This is a genomic window from Negativibacillus massiliensis (assembly GCF_900148495.1).
GTDB classification, from domain to species: domain Bacteria; phylum Bacillota; class Clostridia; order Oscillospirales; family Ruminococcaceae; genus Negativibacillus; species Negativibacillus massiliensis.
On the sequence record NZ_FTRU01000008.1, the window covers coordinates 846,673 to 871,054 of the forward strand.

25 protein-coding genes are annotated in these 24,382 nt (G+C 47.5%); 20 read left to right on the top strand and 5 right to left on the bottom strand.

Features of this window, described 5'->3' with window-relative positions:
- Nucleotides 1–203: 203 nt before the first annotated feature.
- Nucleotides 204–1,256, top strand: coding sequence for a M42 family metallopeptidase (locus BQ5375_RS09950; RefSeq protein ID WP_076917814.1), 1,053 nt, complete (start codon nucleotides 204–206; stop codon nucleotides 1,254–1,256).
- A 96-nt stretch (nucleotides 1,257–1,352) separates the two neighbouring features.
- Here BQ5375_RS09950 and BQ5375_RS09955 read toward each other — a convergent pair whose 3' ends face one another.
- Nucleotides 1,353–1,793 carry a cytidine deaminase gene (locus tag BQ5375_RS09955; protein ID WP_076917815.1) on the bottom strand — a complete coding sequence of 147 codons (441 nt, stop codon included), beginning with the start codon at nucleotides 1,791–1,793 and terminating at the stop codon, nucleotides 1,353–1,355.
- 717 nt (nucleotides 1,794–2,510) lie between these two features.
- Entirely contained in the window at nucleotides 2,511–4,097 is a 1,587-nt protein-coding gene (locus BQ5375_RS09960; protein WP_022133400.1) for a PucR family transcriptional regulator, read from the bottom strand.
- A gap of 315 nt (nucleotides 4,098–4,412) precedes the next feature.
- Between BQ5375_RS09960 and BQ5375_RS09970 the strand changes: the two genes are divergently transcribed.
- Nucleotides 4,413–5,684: an adenylosuccinate synthase gene (locus BQ5375_RS09970; RefSeq protein ID WP_076917818.1), complete on the top strand. Its 1,272-nt coding sequence runs from the start codon at nucleotides 4,413–4,415 to the stop codon at nucleotides 5,682–5,684.
- Nucleotides 5,685–5,738: 54 nt separating this feature from the next.
- On the opposite strand, the gene BQ5375_RS09975 is transcribed toward BQ5375_RS09970, so the two are convergent.
- From BQ5375_RS09975 to BQ5375_RS09985, 3 genes are all read right to left on the bottom strand, one after another.
- The gene (locus BQ5375_RS09975; protein ID WP_022132651.1) at nucleotides 5,739–6,206 is read right to left on the bottom strand and encodes a hypothetical protein; all 468 of its coding nucleotides are present in this window, start codon (nucleotides 6,204–6,206) and stop codon (nucleotides 5,739–5,741) included.
- A 13-nt stretch (nucleotides 6,207–6,219) separates the two neighbouring features.
- Complete coding sequence (locus tag BQ5375_RS09980; protein WP_022132652.1) at nucleotides 6,220–7,884, bottom strand: hypothetical protein; 1,665 nt, start codon at nucleotides 7,882–7,884, stop codon at nucleotides 6,220–6,222.
- Between the two features lie 148 nt (nucleotides 7,885–8,032).
- On the bottom strand, nucleotides 8,033–8,239 hold the full coding sequence (locus tag BQ5375_RS09985) for a hypothetical protein (protein ID WP_022132653.1): 207 nt from the start codon (nucleotides 8,237–8,239) through the stop codon (nucleotides 8,033–8,035).
- A gap of 484 nt (nucleotides 8,240–8,723) precedes the next feature.
- Between BQ5375_RS09985 and aroF the strand changes: the two genes are divergently transcribed.
- The 18 genes from aroF (at nucleotide 8,724) to BQ5375_RS10075 (ending at nucleotide 24,374) form a co-directional block, all read left to right on the top strand.
- On the top strand, nucleotides 8,724–9,731 hold the full coding sequence (gene aroF, locus BQ5375_RS09990) for a 3-deoxy-7-phosphoheptulonate synthase (RefSeq protein WP_076917819.1): 1,008 nt from the start codon (nucleotides 8,724–8,726) through the stop codon (nucleotides 9,729–9,731).
- Nucleotides 9,732–9,771: 40 nt separating this feature from the next.
- The gene (locus BQ5375_RS09995) at nucleotides 9,772–10,602 is read left to right on the top strand and encodes a prephenate dehydrogenase (protein WP_022132656.1); all 831 of its coding nucleotides are present in this window, start codon (nucleotides 9,772–9,774) and stop codon (nucleotides 10,600–10,602) included.
- 456 nt (nucleotides 10,603–11,058) lie between these two features.
- Complete coding sequence (locus BQ5375_RS10000) at nucleotides 11,059–11,331, top strand: chorismate mutase (RefSeq protein WP_022132371.1); 273 nt, start codon at nucleotides 11,059–11,061, stop codon at nucleotides 11,329–11,331.
- Between the two features lie 513 nt (nucleotides 11,332–11,844).
- Nucleotides 11,845–12,840 (top strand): ABC transporter substrate-binding protein, encoded by a 996-nt coding sequence (locus tag BQ5375_RS10005; protein WP_022132370.1) that lies wholly within the window; start codon nucleotides 11,845–11,847, stop codon nucleotides 12,838–12,840.
- Nucleotides 12,841–12,886: 46 nt separating this feature from the next.
- Nucleotides 12,887–13,948 carry a tryptophan--tRNA ligase gene (gene trpS / locus BQ5375_RS10010; RefSeq protein ID WP_022132369.1) on the top strand — a complete coding sequence of 354 codons (1,062 nt, stop codon included), beginning with the start codon at nucleotides 12,887–12,889 and terminating at the stop codon, nucleotides 13,946–13,948.
- Between the two features lie 23 nt (nucleotides 13,949–13,971).
- The gene (locus tag BQ5375_RS10015) at nucleotides 13,972–14,913 is read left to right on the top strand and encodes an ABC transporter permease (protein WP_022132368.1); all 942 of its coding nucleotides are present in this window, start codon (nucleotides 13,972–13,974) and stop codon (nucleotides 14,911–14,913) included.
- Nucleotides 14,907–15,713, top strand: a complete 807-nt coding sequence (locus BQ5375_RS10020; protein ID WP_022132367.1) for an ABC transporter ATP-binding protein — start codon at nucleotides 14,907–14,909, stop codon at nucleotides 15,711–15,713. The genes BQ5375_RS10015 and BQ5375_RS10020 overlap by 7 nt, the downstream gene beginning before the upstream one ends.
- Before the next feature lie 184 nt (nucleotides 15,714–15,897).
- Complete coding sequence (locus BQ5375_RS10025) at nucleotides 15,898–17,196, top strand: L-cysteine desulfidase family protein (RefSeq protein WP_076917820.1); 1,299 nt, start codon at nucleotides 15,898–15,900, stop codon at nucleotides 17,194–17,196.
- A gap of 135 nt (nucleotides 17,197–17,331) precedes the next feature.
- Nucleotides 17,332–18,054: a tRNA (guanosine(46)-N7)-methyltransferase TrmB gene (gene trmB, locus BQ5375_RS10030; protein WP_022132365.1), complete on the top strand. Its 723-nt coding sequence runs from the start codon at nucleotides 17,332–17,334 to the stop codon at nucleotides 18,052–18,054.
- Nucleotides 18,055–18,082: 28 nt separating this feature from the next.
- Complete coding sequence (gene nagA, locus BQ5375_RS10035) at nucleotides 18,083–19,228, top strand: N-acetylglucosamine-6-phosphate deacetylase (RefSeq protein ID WP_076917821.1); 1,146 nt, start codon at nucleotides 18,083–18,085, stop codon at nucleotides 19,226–19,228.
- 136 nt (nucleotides 19,229–19,364) lie between these two features.
- A complete protein-coding gene (locus tag BQ5375_RS10040; RefSeq protein ID WP_083687660.1) occupies nucleotides 19,365–19,820 on the top strand; it encodes a GNAT family N-acetyltransferase in 456 nt (151 codons plus the stop codon).
- A 171-nt stretch (nucleotides 19,821–19,991) separates the two neighbouring features.
- Nucleotides 19,992–20,915 carry an AAA ATPase domain-containing protein gene (locus BQ5375_RS10045; RefSeq protein WP_076917822.1) on the top strand — a complete coding sequence of 308 codons (924 nt, stop codon included), beginning with the start codon at nucleotides 19,992–19,994 and terminating at the stop codon, nucleotides 20,913–20,915.
- Nucleotides 20,915–21,403, top strand: coding sequence for a stage III sporulation protein AB (locus BQ5375_RS10050; protein ID WP_159438034.1), 489 nt, complete (start codon nucleotides 20,915–20,917; stop codon nucleotides 21,401–21,403). The genes BQ5375_RS10045 and BQ5375_RS10050 overlap by 1 nt, the downstream gene beginning before the upstream one ends.
- Nucleotides 21,404–21,420: 17 nt before the next feature.
- A complete protein-coding gene (gene spoIIIAC / locus BQ5375_RS10055; protein ID WP_076917824.1) occupies nucleotides 21,421–21,615 on the top strand; it encodes a stage III sporulation protein AC in 195 nt (64 codons plus the stop codon).
- A gap of 12 nt (nucleotides 21,616–21,627) precedes the next feature.
- Nucleotides 21,628–22,014 carry a SpoIIIAC/SpoIIIAD family protein gene (locus tag BQ5375_RS10060; RefSeq protein ID WP_083687596.1) on the top strand — a complete coding sequence of 129 codons (387 nt, stop codon included), beginning with the start codon at nucleotides 21,628–21,630 and terminating at the stop codon, nucleotides 22,012–22,014.
- A 21-nt stretch (nucleotides 22,015–22,035) separates the two neighbouring features.
- Nucleotides 22,036–23,238: a stage III sporulation protein AE gene (locus BQ5375_RS10065; protein ID WP_076917826.1), complete on the top strand. Its 1,203-nt coding sequence runs from the start codon at nucleotides 22,036–22,038 to the stop codon at nucleotides 23,236–23,238.
- Between the two features lie 16 nt (nucleotides 23,239–23,254).
- Entirely contained in the window at nucleotides 23,255–23,746 is a 492-nt protein-coding gene (locus BQ5375_RS10070) for a hypothetical protein (protein WP_076917827.1), read from the top strand.
- On the top strand, nucleotides 23,739–24,374 hold the full coding sequence (locus BQ5375_RS10075; RefSeq protein ID WP_076917828.1) for a SpoIIIAG-related protein: 636 nt from the start codon (nucleotides 23,739–23,741) through the stop codon (nucleotides 24,372–24,374). The genes BQ5375_RS10070 and BQ5375_RS10075 overlap by 8 nt, the downstream gene beginning before the upstream one ends.
- Nucleotides 24,375–24,382: the final 8 nt, after the last annotated feature.

Sequence of the window (24,382 nt, forward strand, 5' to 3'; positions counted from 1 at the left end):
GCAATTTGCGCGTTGATGGTAGTTTCAATACACGGCGCTCGCCCGTTTGAGAATGGCGCAGCTGGCGGATGATTGTTGACGGTACCAGCTTGAAGCTGGACATTTCGTACAACAAACACACGAAAACAGGAAAGATAAAAACAAAGGACTTTACCGGAGTTAATCCGATAAGTAATATATATATATTTTGGGAGGTATTTGTCATGGATGTTTTTCAGGTAGCAAATTACAAGGAATATCTTTTTGACACAGCAAAAACAATTTTTGGTATTGACAGCCCAAGCGGTTACTACCATGCAGTTGTAAAGGAAGTTGAGAAAATCGCAACCGGTCTGGGTTACAAATTCGAACAGATCGAAAAAGGCTGCGGTATCATCACCATCGACGGCGAAGACAACAGCAAAACTGTTATGCTTTCCGCTCACGTTGATACTCTTGGTCTGATGGTTCGCTCCATCACCTCCGATGGTAATCTGAAATTCACAAAGGTTGGCGGTCCAATCATGCCAACTCTCGACGGTGAATACTGCCGCATCCACACCAGAGATGGTCGTGTTTACACCGGTACTATCATTTCCGAAAGCCCGGCTGTTCACGTTCATCCGGATGCTTCCACCAGAACCAGAGATGAGGACAACATGATCGTCCGCATCGACGAGCAGGTTCACAACAAAGAAGACGTTCTGAACCTCGGTATTCAGGTAGGCGACTATATCTGCTACGATCCAAAGACTGTTGTAACAGAAAGCGGCTTCCTCAAATCCAGATTCATCGACGATAAAGGCAGTGTTGCTTGCCTGCTGACCGCTCTGAAGATCATGAAAGAGCAGGGACTCAAACCACAGTACAAGACCAAATTCTTTATCTCTGTATTTGAAGAAGTAGGTCATGGTGCTTCCTACATTCCATCCGATGTATCTGAAATTCTGGCTGTTGACATGGGTTGTATCGGTCTGGATCTGACCTGCACAGAATACGATGTATCCATCTGTGCAAAAGATTCCGGTGGTCCTTACGACTACGACATGACCAGCAAACTCATCGAGCTGGCAAAAGAAAATGGTCTGAAATATGCAGTTGACATCTATCCAAGATACAGTTCTGACGTTGGCGCTGCTCTGCACGGCGGCCACAACATCAAGGGCGGTCTGATTGGTCCTGGTGTTCATGCTTCCCACGGTATGGAAAGAACCCACTACTCTGCACTGGAAAACAGCATCAACCTGATTCTGCTGTACCTCGGCTGCAAGAAATAAGTGATACAAAAAAAGCTCATTCCCGATCGGGAATGAGCTTTTTTTAGTGTTTTAAATGGTTTTCTGAAAATGGGGAAGAGGAGAAGTTCCCGAGAGTTACGCTTTTTCAATGTAATGGTCCAATTCCTCTGCAGGGTAAGCTTTGCTCCAGTGATATGGCTGCAGCTCTTTTAACTCTACAAACAGGATTTCTCCATTTTCTGTGGTAACACCAACCTGAACTTGAGGTCCCCAATAGTGTAATCTTTCCTGACAGATTCCGCAGGGAGATAAAATCTTATAAGGGGATTTTTCGTCATCGCGTGTTACACACAGGCAGTGCGTAACCTTTTCATTGTATTTGTGCGCTTCACACATCGCGCCGACCTCAATACATAATCCAGCTGAACCGTTTGCTGTTTCAATGGCAACACTGGTAAAGTAGTGATCTTTGTCAGTGTGGATGACTGCAGCGCCGCCCCAGCCAGTTGGATATCTTTGTTCAATCAGCTCGATTGCTAAGTCGTACATCTTCTTTTCAATTTCAGGATTTCTCATTTTAGCTTTCCTCACTTTTTCCTGTACTACCGTACAAAATGTTGGTTTTACTTCTGCCTTAAATGTTTAATCCTGATGATGTTTTGACGCACACCTCCATCTTTGGATAAAAGGAGAGCAAATCTAAAAGATATGCCCGACAAAACGTTTGTTTTCTTTGAATGAGCAAGTGTATTAACGAAAGCGTTGCCGTGTGCTGAAACTGACGCATCGCACTACACCAAAGCACGAAACAGCGTGCGGCTCAGTCTGCCAAGTGCAGCCGGAAGATAAGCGATCTGCGCAAGAGCGAGATTTCCAAGTTCACGCGAAACCGACAACGCGAATTGCGTGCAGCTTCAAGCTGCCGAGCGCAGCCGGAGGCAAGCGACCTGCGCGAGAACGGGACTTTCAAATTTGCGCGAAACCGACAACGCGAATCGCGTGCAGCTTCAAGCGGGTACCGTCAAAAATCATCCACCGGATAATTTTTGAGTTCGCTCCTTACAAACAATCGGCTCTTGAACCTCTTTTCTCTTGTAAAAGAGGTTCAAACTTCAGAAAATACGCCTGAACGGATAAAAGCTTTTCGCTCGTTGCGACGAGTGCCCAAAGGCGTTGCCTCTGGACACCACGAGCTTTTTGTAAAAAGCTCGACCAAAAACTTTTGTATATATGTCATACTACCCGTCTTTGCGCCGTAGGCGAACAGTGACCAGCTTCAAGCTGGTCAGCCTGCTAAATGTGGTTCATCAGGTAGATCTTGACGGCAAGCTCCATGCTCAGCTTTTCTTCGGTGCGGTCAAGGTCAAGTCCCGAGATTTCCTCAATCTTCTTGTATCGATACTTGATGGTGTTGTAGTGCAGGTACATTGTGTCGGATGCCATCTTCAAATTCCAGCCGTTCTGAACAATGTTGATGAGTGTTTCCATAAAGTCGGTGTTGTGCAGCTCATCGTGACGGCAGATTTTGTCGATGTATTCTTTGTAAAATTCCTTGACACTGTTGTTGTCCTTGATACCGTCCAGGAATTTGTAGATACCAAGCTCGGTGTAGAGCATAACGTTGTCTCGCTTGTAAATCAGACGGCTGATTTTAACAGCCTTCTGGGATTCCTGATAAGCAGTGTGACATTCCATAATGCTGTCTTTGGCTTCGGAAATACCGATGGTAACCGAGAAGTTGTACAGCGAGAGGATCTCGTTTTTCAGTGTATTGCAGCAGGCAGCAATCTTTTTGCACAGTTCCTCATCCGGCTTGTCGTGTTTGAGGATGAAAGCGGTGCTGTCGGTAAACTTGGTGTACAGAACGCTCTTAAAATGTTTGCGGAAGAACTTGAGCGAGTAATCGAAAATCTCATCATTGTGCTTTTCGATGTTTTCGCTGTCCTTTTTGCTGCGGATGTTGAGGTACTGAATCTTAAAGTCATCGATATCGACAATGATGGTGGTATAGAATTTTTCGCTCAAATCCCAGCCATAAATCTTGCCGCGCTTGATGACCTCCTGGAAGCTCTTGATATTGTTGAGGACAATGTCCTGAACAAAACCGTCACGATAGCGCGACTCGATTTCCATGTTGGAAATATATTTCTGTGCAATCAGCTTTAAAGCGGTGGAGGCATGGTTTAAAATCATGCTTTCGTAGCTGCTCAGTTCCTGGCGGCCTTCGTCAATGATAACAATGTATCCATAATCCTTATCATCAAAGGTGACACCCATGTGTGGGTAGGAAAGCTGGAAGCTGTCCTTGAAATCCTCTTTGAGGGAAGCGTTTTTGGAAAGATAGATTTTGTTAAATGCAACGTCATAAAACGCGATATTCTGGTTGAGCAGGGTAGAGAGGGTGTTGATGATATCGGTGATGCTGCCCCCGTTGATAACCGTGTTGATGAAGGAGGTGCTGATGTTTTCGGAAAGGCGAATTGCGGAAGCCTGTACATCGATCAGCTTTTTAAAGACCGGATTGATGATCTCAGAGATGGTGCAGCTGGATGGCATGTGGATGATTGGGAATCCGATTTCGTTTGCAGTGCGGATGGTTTCATCATCCAGAGAATCCAGATAGGAACCGAGTTTTACAAAGAGGGCAGAAGCGCCGGTACGGTCCATCTTACGAATCAGTCCTGCAAGATCGGTGATGCCGGTCTTGATGACATAACCGGAGGTGACCAGAAGTTCCCCTTCCCGAATCCATTGCTCCGGATCGGGAGTATCAATTACCGTTACGGTGGAAACTTCGCGCCCAAGTCCCTTTTTTCCGCCCAGGATACGGTAGTCCCGCAGTTCTTCCATATTCAAAATGTCGCCAACAGTTAAGGACATAAAAACACTCCTTTGCCATAATAAGAGAATATCCAGAAAATTACACCCTTATTATACAATACTTTATTTGAAAAGTACAGGTTTAAAAGTAAAAAACTGTTCTGCTTTACAAAAATCTGCGGAATGTGAGCGGTGAAGGACAGGAATTCCCTTGCATTTTTTGCGATTTTTTTATCAAAAACAATTGACAGATAAAAATAGGAAAAGTATAATAACAATCGAAATAATTTTGTAGGCATTGATTTTGATACGATTTGTTCTGAGGCTCAGCATCTTCTGAGATTCAGAACGTGTAATGAAGGAGGTCTTTTACAGATGTTAAGTGCAATTGTTGGTATCAACTGGGGAGACGAGGGAAAGGGAAGAATGGTTGACCTTCTTTCCGAGAACTATGATGTTGTTGTTCGCTATCAGGGCGGAAACAACGCTGGTCACACCGTTATCAATCACCTCGGCAAATTTATCCTGAACCTGATGCCATCCGGCATTCTCCGCCCAGAAGTTGTTAACGTAATGGGCAATGGTATGGTTATCGACCTGGAACACCTTCACAAAGAGATGGGCAAGCTGATTAGCGCAGGTGTGAAGATCACTCCAGAAAATCTGAAGATTTCTGACCGCGCAGTAATCTGTCTGCCATATCATGTTATGCAGGACTGCCTGGAAGAAGAGCGTCTTGCTGATGCAAAATATGGTTCTACCCGCCGCGGTATCGCTCCGGTTTACGGCGACAAATACATGAAAAAAGCAATCCGTATCGGTGACCTGCTCCAGCCAGAAGCACTGAAAAAACATCTGGAAGGCGTAATCGAATGGAAGAACCTCACCATCGAAAAGGTTTACGGTGCACAGCCAGTCAGCTTCGATGCAATCTGGGAGTGGCTCAAAACCTACGGTGACCCAATTAAAGAATTTATCTGCGATACCAGCCTCTATCTGGATGAAGCAGAAAAAGCAGGAAAGAAGATCATGTTCGAGGCACAGCTGGGTGCTCTGCGTGACATTGATTTCGGTATCTACCCATACACTTCTTCCTCCAACACCATTGCAGCATACGCTCCAATCGGTTCCGGTATTCCAAACCACAAACTGCATAACGTTGTTGGCGTTATGAAAGCATATTCCACCTGCGTTGGCGAAGGTCCTTTCACCTGCGAAATGTTCGGCAAAGAAGCAGAAGACCTGCGTGAAGCTGGCGGCGAATACGGCGCAGCTACCGGCCGTCCAAGACGTGTTGGTCCATTTGATATTCCTGCTTCCCGCTACGGTGTCCGTGTTCAGGGTGCAGACGAAATCGCTCTGACCAAGATGGATGTTCTGTCCGGTTTTGAAAAGATTCCGGTTTGTGTTGCTTATGATGTAAACGGCACCATCACCAAAAACTTCCCATTCGGCGCAGATCTGGATGCTGCAAAACCAGTTGTAGAATATGTTGACGGCTGGAACTGCGACATCACAAAATGCAGAAAACCAGAAGATCTGCCAAAAGCAGCTCTGGACTATGTTCGCTACATCGAAAAAGAAGTTGGCTGCAAGATCAAATATGTTTCGGTTGGCGCAGAGCGTGAAGAATACATCGAATTCTAGGACAAGCTATTAAATGCATGAAAAAAGCACCTGTTTTTACAGGTGCTTTTTTTGTTAGCAAGTGATGCGGATTTTAACGGAATAGGCTCCGAAAGGTTCCTCGGTCTGTTCGGTCACCACCGTCTGAATGAGGCTGTGGGACTCAATGCGGGAGAGGACATATTCCCGGTATTCTTCCGGAACAAAGCCAAAAGCTTCTGCCTTTTCATTGGTGACAGCAATCTGCTCCTGATCTTCTCCCATGTAAGGGCGGAGGAAAAGCTGCTGACCCTGTTTCAGAGCGGGGGAGCCGTCTGGAAGGAAGGAGGTGAGCTTTTCAAACGAAAAGCTCATGCTGTGGATTCCTTCCGGCTGTGTGTCAGATTTTTTTCTGCGCACTACAATCAGCAGCAGTGCGATGATCAGAAAGACGGCGACGGCAATCCATTCCGGTGTTTGCATCTGAGAAGGAGAAAAATTGTTGCGGATCAAAACCGGGAACACACCGGCAAGAATCAAAAGCAACGCAAGAACAAAGCGCATACAATCTGCCCCCTTAGCTTGCTTTCTGTGTGAAATTCAGGTTATCAAACGAGGATACGTTTGCAACACCATCCGAAGAGAGAGAGTAGGTGACAGAAACCTTATCTCCTGGCTGGGTCAGTGCAAGCTCCAGACCGGTGCTGGATTCTGCCATAAAGAGGATGTCCTGATTTTCGGAGAGGATGAATTTATAGATGCTGTTTCCACCGCTGTATTCTCCGGAAATTCTCAGAATGGTTCCCTGCATAGTTTCATTGCTTTCACCAAGATCACCAATGGTGACGACGCCGTCGGTGCGCAATTTGCTTTCATAGTCGCGAAGTGCAGCACTGACTGATTCGCCGGTTCCTACGGTAGAGTAGTTGGTAACCGAAACAAAGGCGTATTGTTTAATCAGACCAATGCGGTCTTTGAGCGTCATAAAGTAGGTTGGCTGATTGTCGATGTTTAAGATAATCGGGAAGGTTGCCTGGTAGCCAAGGTCCTGTACCCGTCCTTCTGCAGAATGCTGGGCAGCCTGCTCGGTTGCACCGCTCATCTCGTACATAATCGGTTTCTTGGTTACCATGTCCACCATGATAAAGCCGATTGCGCTGTCATCGGCACCGACACTGGTCAATCCGGTGAACAGATAGCATTCTCCGTTGTTGTAAACGATGTTGTGGCCTTCACTTGGACGATATTTGTCCTTGTTTGCAAAGTTGAAGATACCATGGACATAGGCACCGCGGTTGGTGATCTGCTGGATGATAAAGTCTTCCGGCTGAACGCGGTCTACCCACTCTGGAGCATCCTCAACGGAATAACGCTGCATTTCGCCGGTAGTTGCATTGAGCAGGACAATACCGGTTGCTTCCGGCAGGGCAAATCCGCGGGTGTAGTGATAGGTGGAAACTGCCCAGTATGGCTGGCCGTCGTCATCCAGCTCGAAGGAATAGTCGGTGATACCGGTCATCAGACCCGGACCAAAACGAACCTTTCTGGCAACATCAAACAGCAGGTAGCTGTCCGGATGGTATTTGATCTTGTAGCCCTCCACATAGCGGACGTCGTTGGTGTTGGTTGCAGATACCACGATGTAACCCGGTGTACCGTCCATATTGGTCAGCCATTTGAAGAAGCCGGAATGATACAGCGGAACGACCCAGACCAGTTCACCGTCCACCATCTGGATGGTAGCGGTGTACAGTGCGACCTGTGAACCGAGTGCCGGACGCTCGCCGAGTTTTTTCTGTGCCAGCTGGAGCGCAAGCTCCTCATCAACAATTGGAATCTGGGAAACATCGATTGCCTGAACCTCGCTGTCAAACTTTTTGACTTCCGGTTCTCCCAGCTGGTCGCGGTAGGCTTTCCACTGGAAAAAGACCGAGGAGATAATCATGACAACAACGATGACAGCCCATGGAACTGCAATGATGATTGCCGGAATCTTTGGGAATTTTGCTTTTGCCGAATAGGAAAAGGGAACGCGTCCCGGCTGAATATCCTCCGGATGAAAGGAAAAATCACCGATTTTCATCAGCGCCCCGACACCGACATAAATGGTGATCAAAGTCGCCCAGAAAACGGCACCGTCCAGATACAGAGGGTTCAGGTTCGGCGCTTCAAAAAAGATATAAAGCGCCACAAGCAACGTGATGATCAGAAATACGATCGATTTTGCTTTGGTTTTCTTCATGTGAGATCTCACCCTTTTTTGTTATACTTGTCCCGGAAGGTTCCGGGATACCAGACCACGAAGGGAGTCTTCGGTTCTGGATATTGTAGAACAGTATAACACAAAATAGGAGCAATTGGAAATAGATTTCTCCCTTTTTATGAAATCTTTATCGGTCGCGGACACTGCCGTCGGATAAAAGAAGGATCTCATACGGGTCATAGGGGGTGTTTGGCAGATATTCCTCAAACCACTCGAAGGAAAGCGGAGATATTTTGGGAAGCTCGGAAACAGGCATGGAAAAATAGACATTATATTCCGGAACCGAAAACAGCATCTGCGAACCTTTTTGTGCAATAACAGAAATGTACCCCACGAATCATCCCTCCTTTGGTCGAATATTTTGGATATGGGGCTTTTCCAATCAGAGTATAGCAAAAAATATGTGAAAAAAATGTTGAAACAGGTATGCAAAAAATGTGGAAAAGTGGAAAAGCCTGTCGCAAACCAGAAAACAGAGCATGATTTCTTTGATAAATTGCATATTTGCTTTAAAGCGATAAAATATTTTTGCAAAATCTATTGACAAATCATGCCGGAATAGGATATGATAAGGGCAAATCAGAAAGAAGGAGCGAGAAAAATGGTCGGTATCCAGATGACAACACGATATTATTCCTACCAGGGCTATTTTTATGGCGTTGGTCTTTCGTGCTGTTTTCCTTTCGACCGATAATCGTTCTTATCTTTTTGGCGTGACTGCATCCATGCAGCCATAAGAAGGTAAAATTGAGCCGGTGCTTTTGGAAACAGAAGGCACCGGTTTTTTTGTGTAATGAACAGAATAAGGAGAATGAACCATGATTGTTATTGTAAAACAGAATGCTTGTCCGCAGCAGGTAGAGAATTTGAAAAAAGAGCTGGAAGGCTTAGGGCTTCAGATCCACTTTTCCAAAGGTGTGAACACCACTTTGATGGGTCTGGTCGGAGATACCACCAAAATTGATATCGGTAAGATTGAGTCGCTGGATATTGTAGAAGAAGTAAAGAGAATTCAGGAGCCATACAAAAAGGCAAACAGAAAGTTCCATCCGGAAAATACCGTTGTGGATGTTCATGGAGTAAAGATCGGCGGCGGAGATTTTCAGGTAATCGCGGGTCCATGCTCGGTTGAGACACCGGAACAGATCTGCGAGGTTGCAAGGGATGTGAAAGCTTCCGGTGCAGGACTTCTGCGCGGCGGTGCATTCAAGCCAAGAACCTCCCCATACTCTTTCCAGGGACTGAGAGGGGAAGGAATCCAGCTGCTGCTCAAGGCAAAAGAGGAAACCGGATTGCCAATTGTCACCGAGATCATGAGCTACGAGGATATCGACCTGTTCGAAAATGTGGATGTGATTCAGGTCGGTGCAAGAAATATGCAGAACTTTGAGCTGCTGAAACGTGTTGGCCGTCTGAACAAACCAATCCTGCTCAAACGCGGACTTTCCAGCACCATTGAGGAGTTTTTGATGAGTGCAGAGTACATCATGGCAGAAGGCAACGAAAACGTTATCCTCTGCGAACGAGGTATCCGCACCTTTGAGACAAAAACCCGCAACACACTGGACCTTGCAGCAGTTCCACTGCTCAAAAAGCTCACCCACCTGCCGGTCATCATCGACCCTAGCCACGCAACCGGTATTCCGTGGATGGTAGAGCCACTGACCCTGGCTGCAATCGCTGCAGGTGCAGACGGCGTAATGATTGAGGTACACAATAACCCGGAAAAGGCACTGTGTGACGGTGCACAGTCTCTGCGTCCAGAACAGTTTGACGCACTGATGAAGAAGGTAAACAAGACGAAGGAATTTTTCAAAACATTGTAAGCGGAGGGAAATCCCTCCCTTTGGGGAAGAAGGACAGAGAATGAATCAGAAAATCGGAATTGTAGGTTTGGGACTGATTGGAGCATCACTGGCAAAGGCGATTAAACAAAACACCGAGTGTACCGTCTATGGACTGGACATCGACGGAGAAACCATGAAATCCGCCCTTGCGGATCACAGCATCGATGGGGAACTGAACGATTTTGGACAGCTGGATCTCCTGATCGTAGCGCTGTTCCCGAAGGTTACGGTAGAGTTTATTCTGGAGCACATCGATCAGATGAAGCCGGGCAGCATCATCATGGATATCTGTGGCGTAAAAAAATCGGTGGTTTCTCAGGTGGCGCAGGTATGCAAGAGTCATCATGTGGAGTTTATCGGCGGTCATCCGATGGCAGGCAGAGAACGCTGGGGCTATCAGAACGCATCGGCAGATCTGTTTTCTGGTTCCAGCATGATCCTGACCCCGATCTTCACCGATTCCTGGGCACTGGATCTGGTTCAGCAGCTCTGCAACGAAATCGGTTTTGGACGCATTGTCTTTACTGATCCGGAAAGCCACGACAAGATGATCGGCTACACTTCGCAGCTGGCGCATATTCTTTCGAGTGCTTATATTAAGAATCCGCTGTGCATGAATTACAAAGGTTATACCGGCGGAAGCTTTCAGGATTTGACCCGCGTGGCAAAATTAAATCCGGTAATGTGGAGTGAATTGTTTTTACTAAATCGTCAGAATTTGCTGGATGATCTGGACATTCTGATTTCCAGTTTGCAGGAATATCGTCACGCAATTGCAGAAAATGACAGTCAGCGCCTGACCCAGCTGTTGGCAGATGGAAGCCGAATCAAGGAAGAATTGAATAAGTAAACGCCAAAAACAGAAGTTTTTTGTCAAACTTTTGTACACAAAAGTTTGTGGGGGTACGGGGGCAAAGCCCCTGTGACAATAAAACAATACGATTCAAAATCGATAGACGCAGGGAGTATTTCTGTGGCTGTCGCACGTTAGTGCGCATCTGCACAAAGAGGTGCAGATGTAAACCGGAATGCAGTTCATCTGTCAAAAATCATCCACTGGATAATTTTTGAGGTCAGTCTGTACAAACAATTGGTTTTCGAGAACTTTTTCACTTGCAAAAAGTTCTCGAGCTCTCAAAAATGCGCTTTCACGGATAAAGAGTTTCGCACTCTGCGGAGTGCGACCAAGGGCTTTGCCCTTTGGAAACCCACAATTTTTTGAAAAAAATTGAGTAAAACTTTTATTTTTCTCTCAATCGGCGCAAGGTGGACGAAAACTTCATTTTATATCAAAAGGAGAATTACTATGGACCTCACACAAATCCGCGACCGTATCGACCAGCTCGATCGCCAGATTGCAGCCCTCCTGACCGAGCGCATGGAAATTACGAACGAAGTAGCTGCCTACAAAATCGAACATAATCTGCCAGTTTATCATCCGGAACGTGAAAAACAGGTGATTGAAAAAGTCTCTGCCCTCACCAAGGAAGAATACCGCGATGCCCTTGCGGTAATCTACCAGTGCATCATGGATGAGAGTAAGAAAAATCAGGAGCACTATATCGCAAGCAAAAAGTAACTCTTTGAAAATATGCAGGATTTTATTTTGAGTCCTGCATATTATTACTTTTACACAATAAAGCGTTAATAAATTGCATTAAAAAATAAAAATTTTAAAAAAGGGATTGACAAACCAAAACAAACGTGGTTTAATAAGGCACAACAAAAGCAAAACCGTTGATGGGGAGATAAAACTGACCACGACCTCACAGAGAGCCGGAGCAAGCTGAGATTCCGGCAGGAAACGAATCAGACAAATGGACCCCAGAGGGCAGGGCGAAAAGAAAAGTGATTTCCGTAAAAATTTTCTTAGTATCCCCTGACGCTGTGACCGGCGTTATCTGGTCAGGAATGTGTTGGCATTCTGTTTGAGGTGGACGTTTTTTCGTCAATCAAGGTGGTACCGCAGATTTTTAGCATCTGTCCTTGTTTTTTACAAGGATAGGTGCTTTTTTTATTGCATCGCTCCTTCACCGAACAAAAGCCAACTCAAAAAAAGGCGAACAAACGCTGATTTTAAGGAGTTGTGGTTATGAAAAAGTTTATAAGTATCGCACTGGCAGCAATGATGATGGCATCTATGAGTGGATGCAGCGGCAATAGCAATAGCGGTGGCAGTTCCAGCGCACATCAGGGAGATGACAAGGTTCATGTGGGAGTTGTGCAGATTATGGAGCACACCTCGCTTGACACCATCCGGGAGTCCTTCCTGGACGAGATGGAAGCGCTGGGATATGGCGAAGACAAGGTTGAATACGATATTCAAAACGCGCAGGGAGAACAGAGCAATTTGAGTACCATCTGCAAAAAGTTTGTAGGCGATGACGTTGATCTGATCGTCGCAATCGCAACACCGACCGCCCAGACCGCAGCGGCATCCACCACCGACATCCCGATTGTATTTTCTGCGGTGACCGATCCGGTAGAGGCAAAACTGATACAGAACCCACAGCAGCCGGAAGGAAATATCACCGGTACTTCCGATGCGATCCCGGTCGATGAGGTCATGAAGCTCTGTCAGAAGCTGACACCGGAGGTAAAGACCATCGGTTTTCTGTACACCACCTCGGAAATTAACGCACAGATAACTGCCGAAAAAGCCATGGCAGAAGCAGAACAGATGGGCTACCAGACCAAGCTTATGACCATCAGTGAGGTTTCGGAATTGCAGCAGGCAGCACAGTCCCTTGCAGAAGATGTTGATGCAATCTATGTCCCAATCGACAACACCATCGCACAGGCAATGCAGACTCTGGCACAGGTGGGCATCGACAATCAGATCCCGATTTATACCGGAGCAGATTCTATGGTGCAGGACGGCGGTTTTGCAACGGTCGGAATCGAATACACCGGACTGGGAAAAGAAACCGCCAAGATAGCGGCAGAAGTTCTGGAAGGAACTCCCGTCAGCGAACTTCCAGTGGTCACTATGGAAGAATTCGGAACCTTTATCAATCCTGAAACAGCAAAAGCAATCGGAGTGGAAATTCCGGAAGAGATCGCTTCTCAGGCTAGTATGCTTTCTTAACAAAACCAGACGAACAAAGTGAGAATGAAAGGAAGCGCTATTTTCGATGAAACAGGTTATTTTGACAGGGGATCGTCCGACAGGACGCTTGCATGTAGGACATTACGCAGGCTCATTAAGGGAGCGAGTCAAGCTGCAAAACAGCGGCAGTTTTGACGAAATCTACATCATGATTGCAGATGCTCAGGCACTGACTGACAACGCTGAGCATCCGGAAAAGGTAAGGCAGAACATCATGCAAGTGGCGCTGGATTATCTTTCCTGTGGGATTGACCCGGAAAAATCCACCATCTTCATTCAGTCGATGGTTCCGCAGCTGACTGAACTAAGTTTTTATTATATGAATCTGGTCACGGTGTCCCGTCTGCAGAGAAACCCGACCGTAAAATCGGAAATTCAGATGCGAAACTTTGAGGCGAGCATTCCGGTGGGATTTTTCTGTTACCCAATCAGCCAGGCGGCAGACATCACAGCTTTTGGAGCAACCGCAGTTCCAGCGGGAGAAGACCAGATGCCGATGATCGAACAGTGTAGGGAGATCGTCCACAAGTTTAATGCAGTTTATGGGGAGACTTTGACAGAGCCGCAGATCATCCTGCCGGAAAATGCGTCCTGCTGCCGTCTGCCCGGTATCGACGGCAAGGCAAAGATGAGCAAATCGCTTGGAAACTGCATCTACCTTTCGGATGAGCCAAAAGAGATTGAACGAAAGGTCATGTCCATGTTCACCGACCCTAATCACATTAAGGTCAGCGACCCGGGAAGGGTGGAAGGAAATCCGGTTTTTCTCTATCTGGATGCCTTTTGTGAACCGGAAGATTTCTCACAGTTTCTGCCAGAGTACAGCAGTTTGCAGGAACTGAAGGAGCATTATCAGCGCGGAGGACTGGGAGACATCAAGGTAAAGCGTTTTCTCAGTCAGGTATTGCAGTCGAGATTACAGCCAATCTATCAGCGGCGCAAAGAGTGGGAACAGCGCCTGCCGGAAGTTTATGAGATGCTCTATCAGGGCAGCATGGCGGCAAGGGAACGGGCAGAGCAGACCCTGGAAGCGGTACGTCACGCGATGAAGATTGATTATTTTACGCAAAGCAGTCTGCTCCAGTAAAGAAAGATAGGAGAAGATGAGAGATGATGAGTTTATATTCCTTTCTGTCAGCCATTGAGCTGGGATTGATCTACTCCCTGATGGTGCTGGGTTTGTTCTTATCCTATCGGGTGCTGAACATCCCGGACCTGACGGTAGATGGCAGCTTTACACTGGGGGCAGCAGTCGCGGTGGTGATGACCCTTTCGGGACATCCAATTCTGGGACTGTTCGCCGCAATCCTTGCCGGCGCAGCTGCCGGCTTCCTCACTGCATTTTTGCAGACCAAGATGAAGATTCAGCCGATTCTTGCCGGCATCATTACCATGACAGCGCTTTATTCGATCAACCTGATGGTGATGGACGATAAGGCAAATGTCCCGATCACCCAGCAGGAAAGCATTTATACCGCATTTGGCTCGTTGGTCGGCAAGCAGGCACAGGGAATGGTTCTTTCCTTACTGATACTGATTTTAGCCGGTGCAGCGATGGTTTTGTTTTTAAAGACACCATTTGGCCTTTCGGTACGGGCGACCGGAGACAATGAGTCGATGGTGCGTTCCTCCTCCATCAATGCAGACCTGACCAAGACAGCAGGACTGATGGGAGCCAACGCCTGTGTTGCTCTTTCGGGAGCGATGATCGCACACTACAACTGCTATGCTGAGGTGAGAATGGGAATCGGCATGGTGGTAATCGGACTTGCTTCCTTTATTATAGGAGAAATCGCGGTGGGGATTTTTGTAAAGCGCAAGGGAGTTCTTTCCGGAGTTGTCGCGGCGGCAGTCGGCTCGATTTTATACCGCCTGATTATCGCACAGGCGCTGGAACTGAACTTTTCTTCCTCCAGCTTAAAGCTCATTACCGCTATCATTGTTGCTCTTGCAATGTCCTATCCGGCAATCTGTGACTCAATTGCACTGTTCCGGAAGAAATCACAGGCAAAATCCGGCAAGGAAAAGATGGGAGGAAATTTGTCATGCTGAAACTTGAACAGGTGAGCAAAACCTTTTATCCCAATACAGGGAATGAAAAACGTGCGATGGATCACCTTGATCTCCTGGTCAATACCGGAGAATTTGTTACGGTGATCGGTTCCAATGGTGCGGGCAAATCCACCCTGTTTAACCTGATTGCAGGAAGCATCCTGCCGGACAGCGGAAGAATCCTCTTAGATAATGAGGACATTACCTTTTTGCCGGAACACAAACGGGCAAGCAGGATCGGAAGGATCTTTCAGGACCCGATGCGAGGAACTGCTCCTTCCATGACGGTGGAGGAAAATCTGGCACTTTCCTACCTGCGCGGGAAAAAGCACCGCTTTGGGTTTGGAATCTCCAAAAAGGAGCGGGAGTTTTTCAGAGAGCAGCTTGCCCAGCTGGAACTGGGGCTGGAAGATCGAATGCAGACACCTATCGGGATGCTTTCGGGCGGACAGCGTCAGGCAGTGAGTCTGCTGATGTGTACCATGGTGACACCGAAACTGCTGCTGCTTGACGAGCACACTGCAGCACTTGACCCTGCTACAGCTGAAAAGGTGCTTTCCATCACAAAGCGGATTGTGGAGGAAAACCACATTACCACCTTGATGATCACCCACAATATCCGTTCGGCACTTGAGCTTGGGAATCGTACCATCATGATGGACGATGGCAGAATCCTGCTGGATTTCTGTGGGGCAGAGCGGGAAAAGATGACCGTTTCTGACTTGATGGATCGCTTTTCAAAAGCGTGCAGCAAACAGATCGATAATGACAGAATGTTGTTGGAACACCAGAGCAGATGAGGGAAACCTTATCTGCTTTTTGCTGTTTTATACAGAATTTTGACTTTGTTTTCGGAAATATTTTAAAAGCCGTGCTATCGTGATTGAAATTTATGACAAAAAAAGCTATAATAAGATAGAAATAAATAACTCTCTGATGAAGATGAGCGAATCATGTAAAGATCATAAGAAGGGGATATCCAAAATGAACTACGAAGCGATTACTTCTATTTTGAACGATGGTCTGGTACTGGCAACAGGATGCACCGAGCCTGGCGCACTGGCTCTGACTGCTGCAACTGCTGCTGCACATCTGGGCGAAGAAGTAAAATACATCCACACCTTTGCAAGCGGAAACATCATTAAAAATGCTTATTCCGCTGGTATCCCGGGCACCGATCTGGTCGGCATCGAATATGCTGTTGCTATCGGCGCAATCGTAGCAAAACCGGAAAAACAGCTGCAGGTAATCAACGGCCTTTCTGCAGAACAGATTCAGCAGGCAAGCGATATGGTAAAAAACAAAGCTGTTAAAGTAGAGCTTGCAAAAGTTCCGGAGAAGCTGTACATCGAAGTTCTGGTAAAAGGTGAGACCAAAACAGCAAAAGCAATCATCGCAAACGTACATACCAATGTCGTATATATTGAAGAAAACGGCAAGGTAGTTCTGGACAAACGTCAGGAAGAACAGAGCGCTTCCGGTGGCTATTCCGATACCGAGATCAAAGAGATTCTGTCGGTTGCAAAAATTTATGAATATGCTACCACCGCTGACCTGGCTTTGCTTGACAAGGTAAAACTGAGCATTGATGTCAACACCGCTATCAGCAACGAAGGTCTTGCAAATCCATACGGTCTGTGCATCGGCAGAGGCTTTAGAGAAGATATCGAAAAAGGCTACCGTGCAGATTCTTTGGTAACCTACGCAATGGAGCTTGCTTCCGCTGGCGCTGATGCCCGTATGGCTGGCGCTGATCTTCCGGTTGTTTCCAACTCCGGTTCGGGCAACCAGGGTATTGCCTGCACGATGCCGGTTGTAGCGGTTGCGAAAAAACGTGGTGCATCCGAAGAGCAGATGCTGCGTGCCGCTACCATCAGCCACCTGATGGGTATTTATATCAAATCTCAGTTTGGCAGACTGTCCGGATTCTGCGGTGCTACCGTTGCAGGAACCGGTTCTGCATGTGGTATCGTTTACCTGCTGGGCGGCGGACTCAAGGAAATTGAGAACGCAGTATTCAACATGATCGGCAACGTTACCGGTATGCTGTGCGACGGTGCAAAAGCTGACTGTGCACTGAAGATCGCAACCTGCACCAATGCTGCAATGCAGGCTGCTTTGATGGCACTCAAAGGTATCCGCGTTCTGTCCACCGACGGTATCGTTGAGGACGACGTAGAAAAAACCATTTCCAACTTTGCAGAGCTTGGAAACGGCGGTTCGGTACAGCTGGATCAGCTGATGCTGGAAATGATGCTCAAAAAAGAAAAAGCTGCAAAATAGGAAGTATTAGGAAAAAGAGGAAGGCATGCTCCTTCCTCTTTTTTTCTTTTCCATGGCAAAAGACAGGGAAAACGCCTTGTCTGCATTCCGGTTTTGTGCTATGATAAATCCTAGACAAAGTATGGGAGGAATCATATGAGAATCAGAAGAAAACCGTGGGCGCGCCCAGAACTTGCGGAGTGTCCATTTTGCATAGACGATCCGGAAAATCACATCGGTCACTGGCATGAACTTTTTCCAAAACAGCAGCCGCTGCATCTGGAGCTTGGCTGCGGCAAGGGCGGATTCATGGCACAGAAAGCGGTGAGCAATCCGGACATCAACTTTATCGCGGTGGACATCAAAAGCGATATTCTGGGACTGACCAAGCGCAACATTGAAAAGGCATATGCGCAGGCAGAGAAGGAACCGGACAATGTGCGCATCTTTGCTTATGACATTGAGCGCATTTTGCAGGTGTTCGACTCAAACGATGTGGTGGACCGCATCTATATCAATTTCTGCAACCCATGGCCAAAGAAAAAACACAAGAAAAAGAGACTGACCTATCCAAGACAGCTGTTTTTCTATCAGGAATTTTTGAAAAACGGCGGCGAAATCTGGTTTAAGACCGACGATGATGAGCTGTTTGAGGAGTCGCTTACCTATTTTAACATGTGCGGCTTTACACAGGAATACATCACCTACGATCTGGCAGCAAGCGGTTTTGCTGAAAACATCGTGACCGAACACGAGAATATGTTTATGGAACAGGGAATCAAAATCAAGTTCCTGATTGCAAAGAACCACGGCAGAGTCAGCGCACTGCCGCCAATCGTTCCAAAAGAAAGTGAAACAGAAGAAAATCAGGAATCATAAACGAGATTCAAACGAAAGGAAGATCGACATGAAAGCAATCTGTGGCGGAAGACTTGTTATGCACGACCGCATCGAAGAGGGCAAAGCAATCCTGTTTGAGGATAAAATTATCGGAATCGTTCCGGAATCGGAAGTACCGGCAGAGGCTGAACGCATCGAGGTAAACGGTGCACTGGTAACACCGGGACTGTTTGATGTACACATCCACGGCAGCGGCGGCTGCGATACCATGGACGGAAGCGAGGAAGCACTGCGCACCATCGCTTCTACCGTAGTGAAAAACGGTGTTACCCGTTTTCTGGCAACTTCGGTTACCCTGCCGCTGGACCGCACCGCAAAGGTGTTTGATCTGGTGCGCACCGTAGTCGGAAAGAGCGGAGAAGGCTGGGATGGTGCTGTCATCGAGGGTATCAACATGGAAGGCCCATTCATCCATCCAGCATACAAAGGTGCTCATGAAGAAAATTATATCGCTGATTTTGACTTTGACTTTATGAAGCAGTACAGCGATGTCATTCGTGTTGTAACCGTTGCTCCGGACAAGGAAGGCGGCATGGAATTTATCCGCAAGGTGACCACCGAGACCCCAATCAAGGTTTCGATCGGACACACCGCTGCAACCTATGAGCAGGCAATGGAAGCAATTGAAAATGGTGCAACTCAGGTGACCCACCTGTACAATGCCATGACCCCAATGCATCACCGCAAACCGGGTGTTGTTACCGCAGCATTGCGTTCGAATGTTTACACCGAGATGATCTGCGACACCATCCACGTTCATCCGGCAATGTTCCAGTTTGTAATGGACTGCAAGGGCAAAGACAAATTTGTCCTGATTACTGACTGTATGCGTGCAGGCGGTATGCCGCAGGGAGAATATACCCTGGGAGAACTCAAGGTTGTAGTTGACGAAACCAGTGCGCGTCTGATGGACGGAACCCTTGCAGGAAGCATCCTGACCCTCAACAAGGCAATCGACAATGTTCACAAAAACACCAACAAGCCATTGTGGGAGATTGTCAGCGCGGCCAGCCTCAACCCGGCAAGAGCAATGGGAATGCAGGACCGCATCGGTTCTCTCAGAGCAGGCTGCAATGCAGACTTTGCTGTATTTGACGATGACTTTAACACCCAGATGACCATTGTTGACGGCAGAGTGGTTTACAAAAAATAAAATCTTGATATCAAATGCCCGGGCAGAAGATGCTCGGGCATTTTTGTGCTCTTCGATAGATTTACTTTTGGGAGTGTGGTAAAATTAATGGTAGAAAGCAAATGAAAATTAAAATATGAAAGGCGACCTTTATAATATGAAAATTGTACAGTTGGATGAAAAAGCGGTAAATGAGTTTTGCAGATTAAGAATACAATTATTTGAGGAATTGGGTGAAATTTCTAAAGATTCAGATCTTTCTGAACTCAAAATGAAAACGCATCAATATTACTTATCTCATGTAAATAAAGATTTATTTAGCTGGGGAATTTTTCAAGGAGATAGGCTTATTGCAATAGGCTCTCTGTGCTTATTTACACGTATTCCATATAAAGAAAATTTAAATGGATTAGAGGGTTATATATTAAACATATATACTGTTCCGGAAGCTAGAAAGAATGGTTATGCAAATCAAATTTTGAATGCTATCATTGAATTTAGTCAAAAAAACAATATAAACAGATTATGGCTTAATAGTAGCGAACAAGCTAGACATTTGTATTTGGAGAAAGGATTTACCGATAAAGAAAATGAAATGGAATTGTTTTTGTAACATCATGTGATTTAAAAACCAAATAACATAAAACAGACCGTCTGCTTGCATCGAGGTGCAGGTTCAGGCGGCCTTTTTTTGCTTTTTCGGTTCTTTTTGGGGACAGCCCTGCATAGCATAATAGCAAAGGTTTGATACAGGACGTCTTTGGAAAGAAAGGAACGGTCAAATATGAAAACATATCCCAGATTAGAGAGCCTTGCCGAAATGCTGTCACCGGTGCTTTCCGAAAAGCTGTTGCAGCAAATCCCGCAGGAGATGATGGAAACTATTCAGGAGATCAGGATTCAGGAAGGAAGGGAGATTTCTCTTGTGTTTCCTGACCGCATCGTTTTACTCAGCAAGGTGACAGGAAGAAACTCTGCAGCACCGGTAAACCATCAGCAGCTGGAGGAAACCTTTGCTGCACTGTGCGAATATTCGGTCCATACCTATCTGCCACAAATTCAAAATGGATTTATCACCACACCGGAAGGACACAGGGTCGGGATTGGCGGAACTGCTGTCATCAAGGATGGAAAGGTGAGCAGCTTTCAGAAGATCACCTCGTTAAATATCCGGCTGGCAAGGGAGGAAACAAAGCTTCCCGAGATATTAAAACAGGATGTTTTTGGGGACGGGCTGTGTTCGGTTTTGATTGCAGGAGCGCCGTCCAGCGGAAAAACGACCCTTCTGCGTGCGCTGGCGCTGTGGCTTGCAAAATATTATCGGGTGACGGTGGTGGACGAGCGGGGCGAAATTATGGGCCATCCATCCGCAGAACGGGAAGGCTGTCTGGATGTGCTGACAGGATTTCCAAAACATATCGGGATTTTGCAGGCGGTGCGCACCCTTTCCCCGCAGGTGATTATCTGCGATGAGCTGGGTGACAGACAGGAGGTCGAACAGCTGCTGCAGGCGCTCAACTGCGGTGTCAGTGTTGTGGCCTCCATCCACGCACAGGACGAGGAACAGCTGAGCCGAAAACCGCAGTACCAGGACTTATATAGGGCAGCTGCTTTTGATAAGGTGGTGTTTTTGTCCGGTGCATGCTGTCCGGGCAGGGTAAAAAAGGTGATCTGCTGCAAGCAAGACAAAGGACTGGTGAAGGATTGATGGGACTTTGGGGAAGGGTACTTTTGTTTTTGTGCCTAAGCAGTATCGGCATCACGATGGGGACAAGGGTACATAAGCGGCGGGAACTGCTGCTGTTGTCTTCCCAGCTGCTTGGCACGCTCTCGGCAGAGCTTACGTTTTGTCAAAAGTCTGCGGATGCGCTGATTTTGGAACTTGCTGCCAAAAGCCCTTTTGACTCGCTTGGTTATTTAAAAAAGTTTTGTTCCCTGCCAAAAGCCCCGTTCCCTAAGCGGTGGAAGCAGGCTGTCGAACAGTCGGTTCAGGGTGGTGAGGACAGGGAAATGCTTTTGCTTGTCGGACAGGTTTTAGGCGCATACGACCTGAACACACAGCTCAAAGAGCTTTGTCAGCTGCGGGAAAAGATGGCAGCCAAAGCGCAGGAACTTTTGGAAGAAGATATCCGGGAGCGCAGGTTGTACACCGCGCTGGGGCCTTTGATGGGACTGGCAGTCTGCATTTTAATATAAAGGACGGGATTGTTAAGATGGACGTGGATTTGATCTTTAAAATTGCCGCGATCGGCATTATCGTTTCGGTGCTCAATCAGGTTTTGATTCGTTCGGGGAGGGAGGAGCAGGCGACCATGACCACGCTGGCGGGGTTGATTGTGGTGCTCATGATGATGATTGAACAGATTAGCCTGCTGTTTGATACGGTAAAGACGGTGTTTGGCTTATAGGAGGGGATCTGGATGCAAGCGGTCATTGGAATCTGCCTGTGTGCAGCGGCGCTGAGTCTGCTGTTAAAACAGTATCGCCCCGAATACTCCCTCTTTCTTTCCATTGCGTGCGGGATAGGAATTTTGCTGTGGCTGCTGGACAGCATGATGCCGATTCTCGAACAGGTAAAACAGTTTAGCTCCCTCGCTTCCTTCGGGACGCAGCAGGGAGCGGGCAGTATTTTGATAAAATCCCTGGGAATCTGCCTTGTCACACAGGCAGCCTGTGATATCTGTCGGGATATCGGGGAAAATGCGATTGCAGCCCGACTGGAGACCGCAGGCAAGGCGGCGATGATTCTGCTGGCAGGTCCGATGCTCACCGAGCTGCTCCAGCAGGCGATTCATCTGATTGGATGAGCGGATAAGAGAGGAATCAGAATGAACAGGATTACAAAAATGGCGGTATTGTTTGCCGCTTTGCAGATGGGGGTCAGTGTGTTCTGCCTTCCGGTCTCGGCGCAGTCTGGTTTGACGGAATCCTCTGTGCAGACAAGCCAGAGTGTAGAAGGAGAATCCATCGACCTTGACAGGCTGATCGAGGAAAAGCTGGATACCCTTTGGGAGGAGGAACTTTCCGACAGCATCCCGCAGAGCGCGCAGGAGATTTTGCAGGAGCAAAAGGTGGAGAAAAAAGGAATTTCCGGCATCCTCTCGATGACGCCGGAACAGGTGTTTGAACTGCTGCTCGACAAGGCAAAGGAACAGATCCGGGAGCCGATTTCGGTAATCGGAAAGGTCATCGGCGTGATGATTTTGTGTTCAGTTTTGGGTGCGGTGCAGCACAGCGGCATTTCGGGACAGCTTAAAAATGTGTTTACCATCACAGCAGCGGCAGGGGGGGTTACCTTCCTCAGTGAGCCGGTGCTGGGATGTATTCGCCAGACGGTGGTTGCCCTGCGGGAAAGTTCACTCTTTCTGCTTTCCTTTACTCCGGTGATGAGCGGGCTGGTGATTGCGGGAGGGCATCCGGCATCAGGCGGCGCTTACCAGATGATTTTGCTGTTTGCCTCCCAGATTTTGTCCGAGCTTGCATCGAGGACATTGATTCCGCTGTTGTGCATCTATCTTGCGCTGTGCATCATGGTGCCGGTTGCACCCTTTTTGCATCTGGAACAGGTGACCGGCGGCATCAAGAGTGTAGTTTGCTGGGGCTTAGGGATTCTGACCACCATCTTTGTGGGGATGCTTTCGATACAGACCATCGTGGGCAGCGGCGGGGATTCGCTGATGCTCAAGACATCAAAATTTTTGGTGGGAAGCTTTATCCCGGTGATTGGCGGCACCATCTCGGATGCGGTCGGAGCGGCAAAAGGATGTGTACAGGTACTAAAAAGTGTGGTCGGCTCCTTTGGAATCTTAGTAGCGGTACTCAGTTTCCTTCCTGCACTGCTGGAGGTGTGTTTGTGGTATCTTGCGGTGCGTGTGCTGGCGTGGGTTGGGCTGATGCTGGATGCAAAGGAGATTTCCTCGCTGCTTTCCAGCATCGCGCAGACCTTCTCCATCCTGCTTGCCATGATTGGCTGCTTTATGCTGATGGTACTGGTATCCACGACATTGATGCTGATGATGACGGTGGGATAACAAAGGAGGAGACAAAATGGAAGCGATCTCGCAATGGGCGGCAAGCCTTTGTTTTGCGGCAGCAGCCGGAGGGTTGTGCCAGATGCTGGCGCCCGATTCGGGACTGGGAAGGGTGCTCAAACTGAGTATTTCGGTGTTTTTTCTGTGCAGTCTCCTGCTGCCATTGGGTGCACTGGAACTGGACTTTTCGGATGTTTTGCAAACATCGCAGCAGGAAAAATCGTATGAGCTTTCCGAAGAGATCACACAAGAGGTGAACACAGAAGTTTATCAGATGATGGAAGGGCAGATAGAGGGGGAAGTCCAAAACTTTTTATCCCAAAAAGGAATAACCCCTGTCCAAATCAACATAGATATATTGCAGCAGGGAGATTCGGTGATGCTGATGCTGGATCTGCTGCTGGAAGAAAAGGACCGCCCGATGCAGGCTTGGGTGGAAGAACAAATGAGCTCCGACTTGGTGCAGGTGTCAATCCACTACACGGAAGGGGAAAAGAACGATGGATGAAAAAAGAGAGGACGCTGTTTTCTTGCAGAAAGCAGGACAGATGTTAACACAGTTTTGGGAAAAGCTCAAGGAAATCTGGGATTCTCCAAAGCGGTATCAGCTTTTGCTGGTAATTGGAGCGGTGGGAATCGGGATGATCTTCTGCTCAGAGCTTGGAGAAAAGCCCACAGAGCAAAAGGAAATAACCGCTGACAGCGGAGAAACGATTTCTCTTTGTCAGGAAGACAGGGAGTATCTTGCGGCTACCGAACAGCGCCTGGAAGAGATGATCGAACAGATCGACGGGGCAGGAAAATGCAGCGTGATGATTACCCTCAAACAGGGAAGCCAGAACATCTACGCAAGTGAGCAGAAGATTGTCCGGGACCAGAGCAGGGACCAGCTGCAGGATAATCAGGTGCGGACACAGGAGCAAAATTCCACCGAAGAAGCGCTGGTTGTGGTGGAGGACAAAGACGGCGGAAGTTTTCCGGTAATCGAAAGGACCATCCAGCCGCAGGTTAACGGTGTGGTGGTGGTCTGCGAAGGCGGCAAAAGCTCAAAGGTCTGCCAGCAGGTGACCGAAGCGGTGACAACGGTTCTGGGGCTGAGAAGCACAGATGTCTGTGTTCTGCCAAAGGATCGCTGAAAATAAAG

Bases quoted from the DNA above. Each gene is read 5' to 3' on its own strand.
- BQ5375_RS09975 (WP_022132651.1), bottom strand. From the start codon at position 6,206: ATGCGCTTTGTTCTTGCGTTGCTTTTGATTCTTGCCGGTGTGTTCCCG.
- BQ5375_RS10070 (WP_076917827.1), top strand. From the start codon at position 23,255: ATGGAAGCGATCTCGCAATGGGCGGCAAGCCTTTGTTTTGCGGCAGCA.
- BQ5375_RS09955 (WP_076917815.1), bottom strand. From the start codon at position 1,793: ATGAGAAATCCTGAAATTGAAAAGAAGATGTACGACTTAGCAATCGAG.
- spoIIIAC (WP_076917824.1), top strand. From the start codon at position 21,421: ATGGACGTGGATTTGATCTTTAAAATTGCCGCGATCGGCATTATCGTT.
- nagA (WP_076917821.1), top strand. From the start codon at position 18,083: ATGAAAGCAATCTGTGGCGGAAGACTTGTTATGCACGACCGCATCGAA.
- BQ5375_RS09995 (WP_022132656.1), top strand. From the start codon at position 9,772: ATGAATCAGAAAATCGGAATTGTAGGTTTGGGACTGATTGGAGCATCA.
- BQ5375_RS10000 (WP_022132371.1), top strand. From the start codon at position 11,059: ATGGACCTCACACAAATCCGCGACCGTATCGACCAGCTCGATCGCCAG.
- BQ5375_RS10005 (WP_022132370.1), top strand. From the start codon at position 11,845: ATGAAAAAGTTTATAAGTATCGCACTGGCAGCAATGATGATGGCATCT.
- BQ5375_RS10015 (WP_022132368.1), top strand. From the start codon at position 13,972: ATGATGAGTTTATATTCCTTTCTGTCAGCCATTGAGCTGGGATTGATC.
- BQ5375_RS10025 (WP_076917820.1), top strand. From the start codon at position 15,898: ATGAACTACGAAGCGATTACTTCTATTTTGAACGATGGTCTGGTACTG.
- BQ5375_RS10075 (WP_076917828.1), top strand. From the start codon at position 23,739: ATGGATGAAAAAAGAGAGGACGCTGTTTTCTTGCAGAAAGCAGGACAG.
- BQ5375_RS10065 (WP_076917826.1), top strand. From the start codon at position 22,036: ATGAACAGGATTACAAAAATGGCGGTATTGTTTGCCGCTTTGCAGATG.
- BQ5375_RS10045 (WP_076917822.1), top strand. From the start codon at position 19,992: ATGAAAACATATCCCAGATTAGAGAGCCTTGCCGAAATGCTGTCACCG.
- BQ5375_RS09960 (WP_022133400.1), bottom strand. From the start codon at position 4,097: ATGTCCTTAACTGTTGGCGACATTTTGAATATGGAAGAACTGCGGGAC.
- BQ5375_RS09980 (WP_022132652.1), bottom strand. From the start codon at position 7,884: ATGAAGAAAACCAAAGCAAAATCGATCGTATTTCTGATCATCACGTTG.
- BQ5375_RS10020 (WP_022132367.1), top strand. From the start codon at position 14,907: ATGCTGAAACTTGAACAGGTGAGCAAAACCTTTTATCCCAATACAGGG.
- BQ5375_RS10060 (WP_083687596.1), top strand. From the start codon at position 21,628: ATGCAAGCGGTCATTGGAATCTGCCTGTGTGCAGCGGCGCTGAGTCTG.
- BQ5375_RS09950 (WP_076917814.1), top strand. From the start codon at position 204: ATGGATGTTTTTCAGGTAGCAAATTACAAGGAATATCTTTTTGACACA.
- trpS (WP_022132369.1), top strand. From the start codon at position 12,887: ATGAAACAGGTTATTTTGACAGGGGATCGTCCGACAGGACGCTTGCAT.
- trmB (WP_022132365.1), top strand. From the start codon at position 17,332: ATGAGAATCAGAAGAAAACCGTGGGCGCGCCCAGAACTTGCGGAGTGT.
- BQ5375_RS10050 (WP_159438034.1), top strand. From the start codon at position 20,915: ATGGGACTTTGGGGAAGGGTACTTTTGTTTTTGTGCCTAAGCAGTATC.
- BQ5375_RS10040 (WP_083687660.1), top strand. From the start codon at position 19,365: ATGAAAATTGTACAGTTGGATGAAAAAGCGGTAAATGAGTTTTGCAGA.
- aroF (WP_076917819.1), top strand. From the start codon at position 8,724: ATGATTGTTATTGTAAAACAGAATGCTTGTCCGCAGCAGGTAGAGAAT.
- BQ5375_RS09970 (WP_076917818.1), top strand. From the start codon at position 4,413: ATGTTAAGTGCAATTGTTGGTATCAACTGGGGAGACGAGGGAAAGGGA.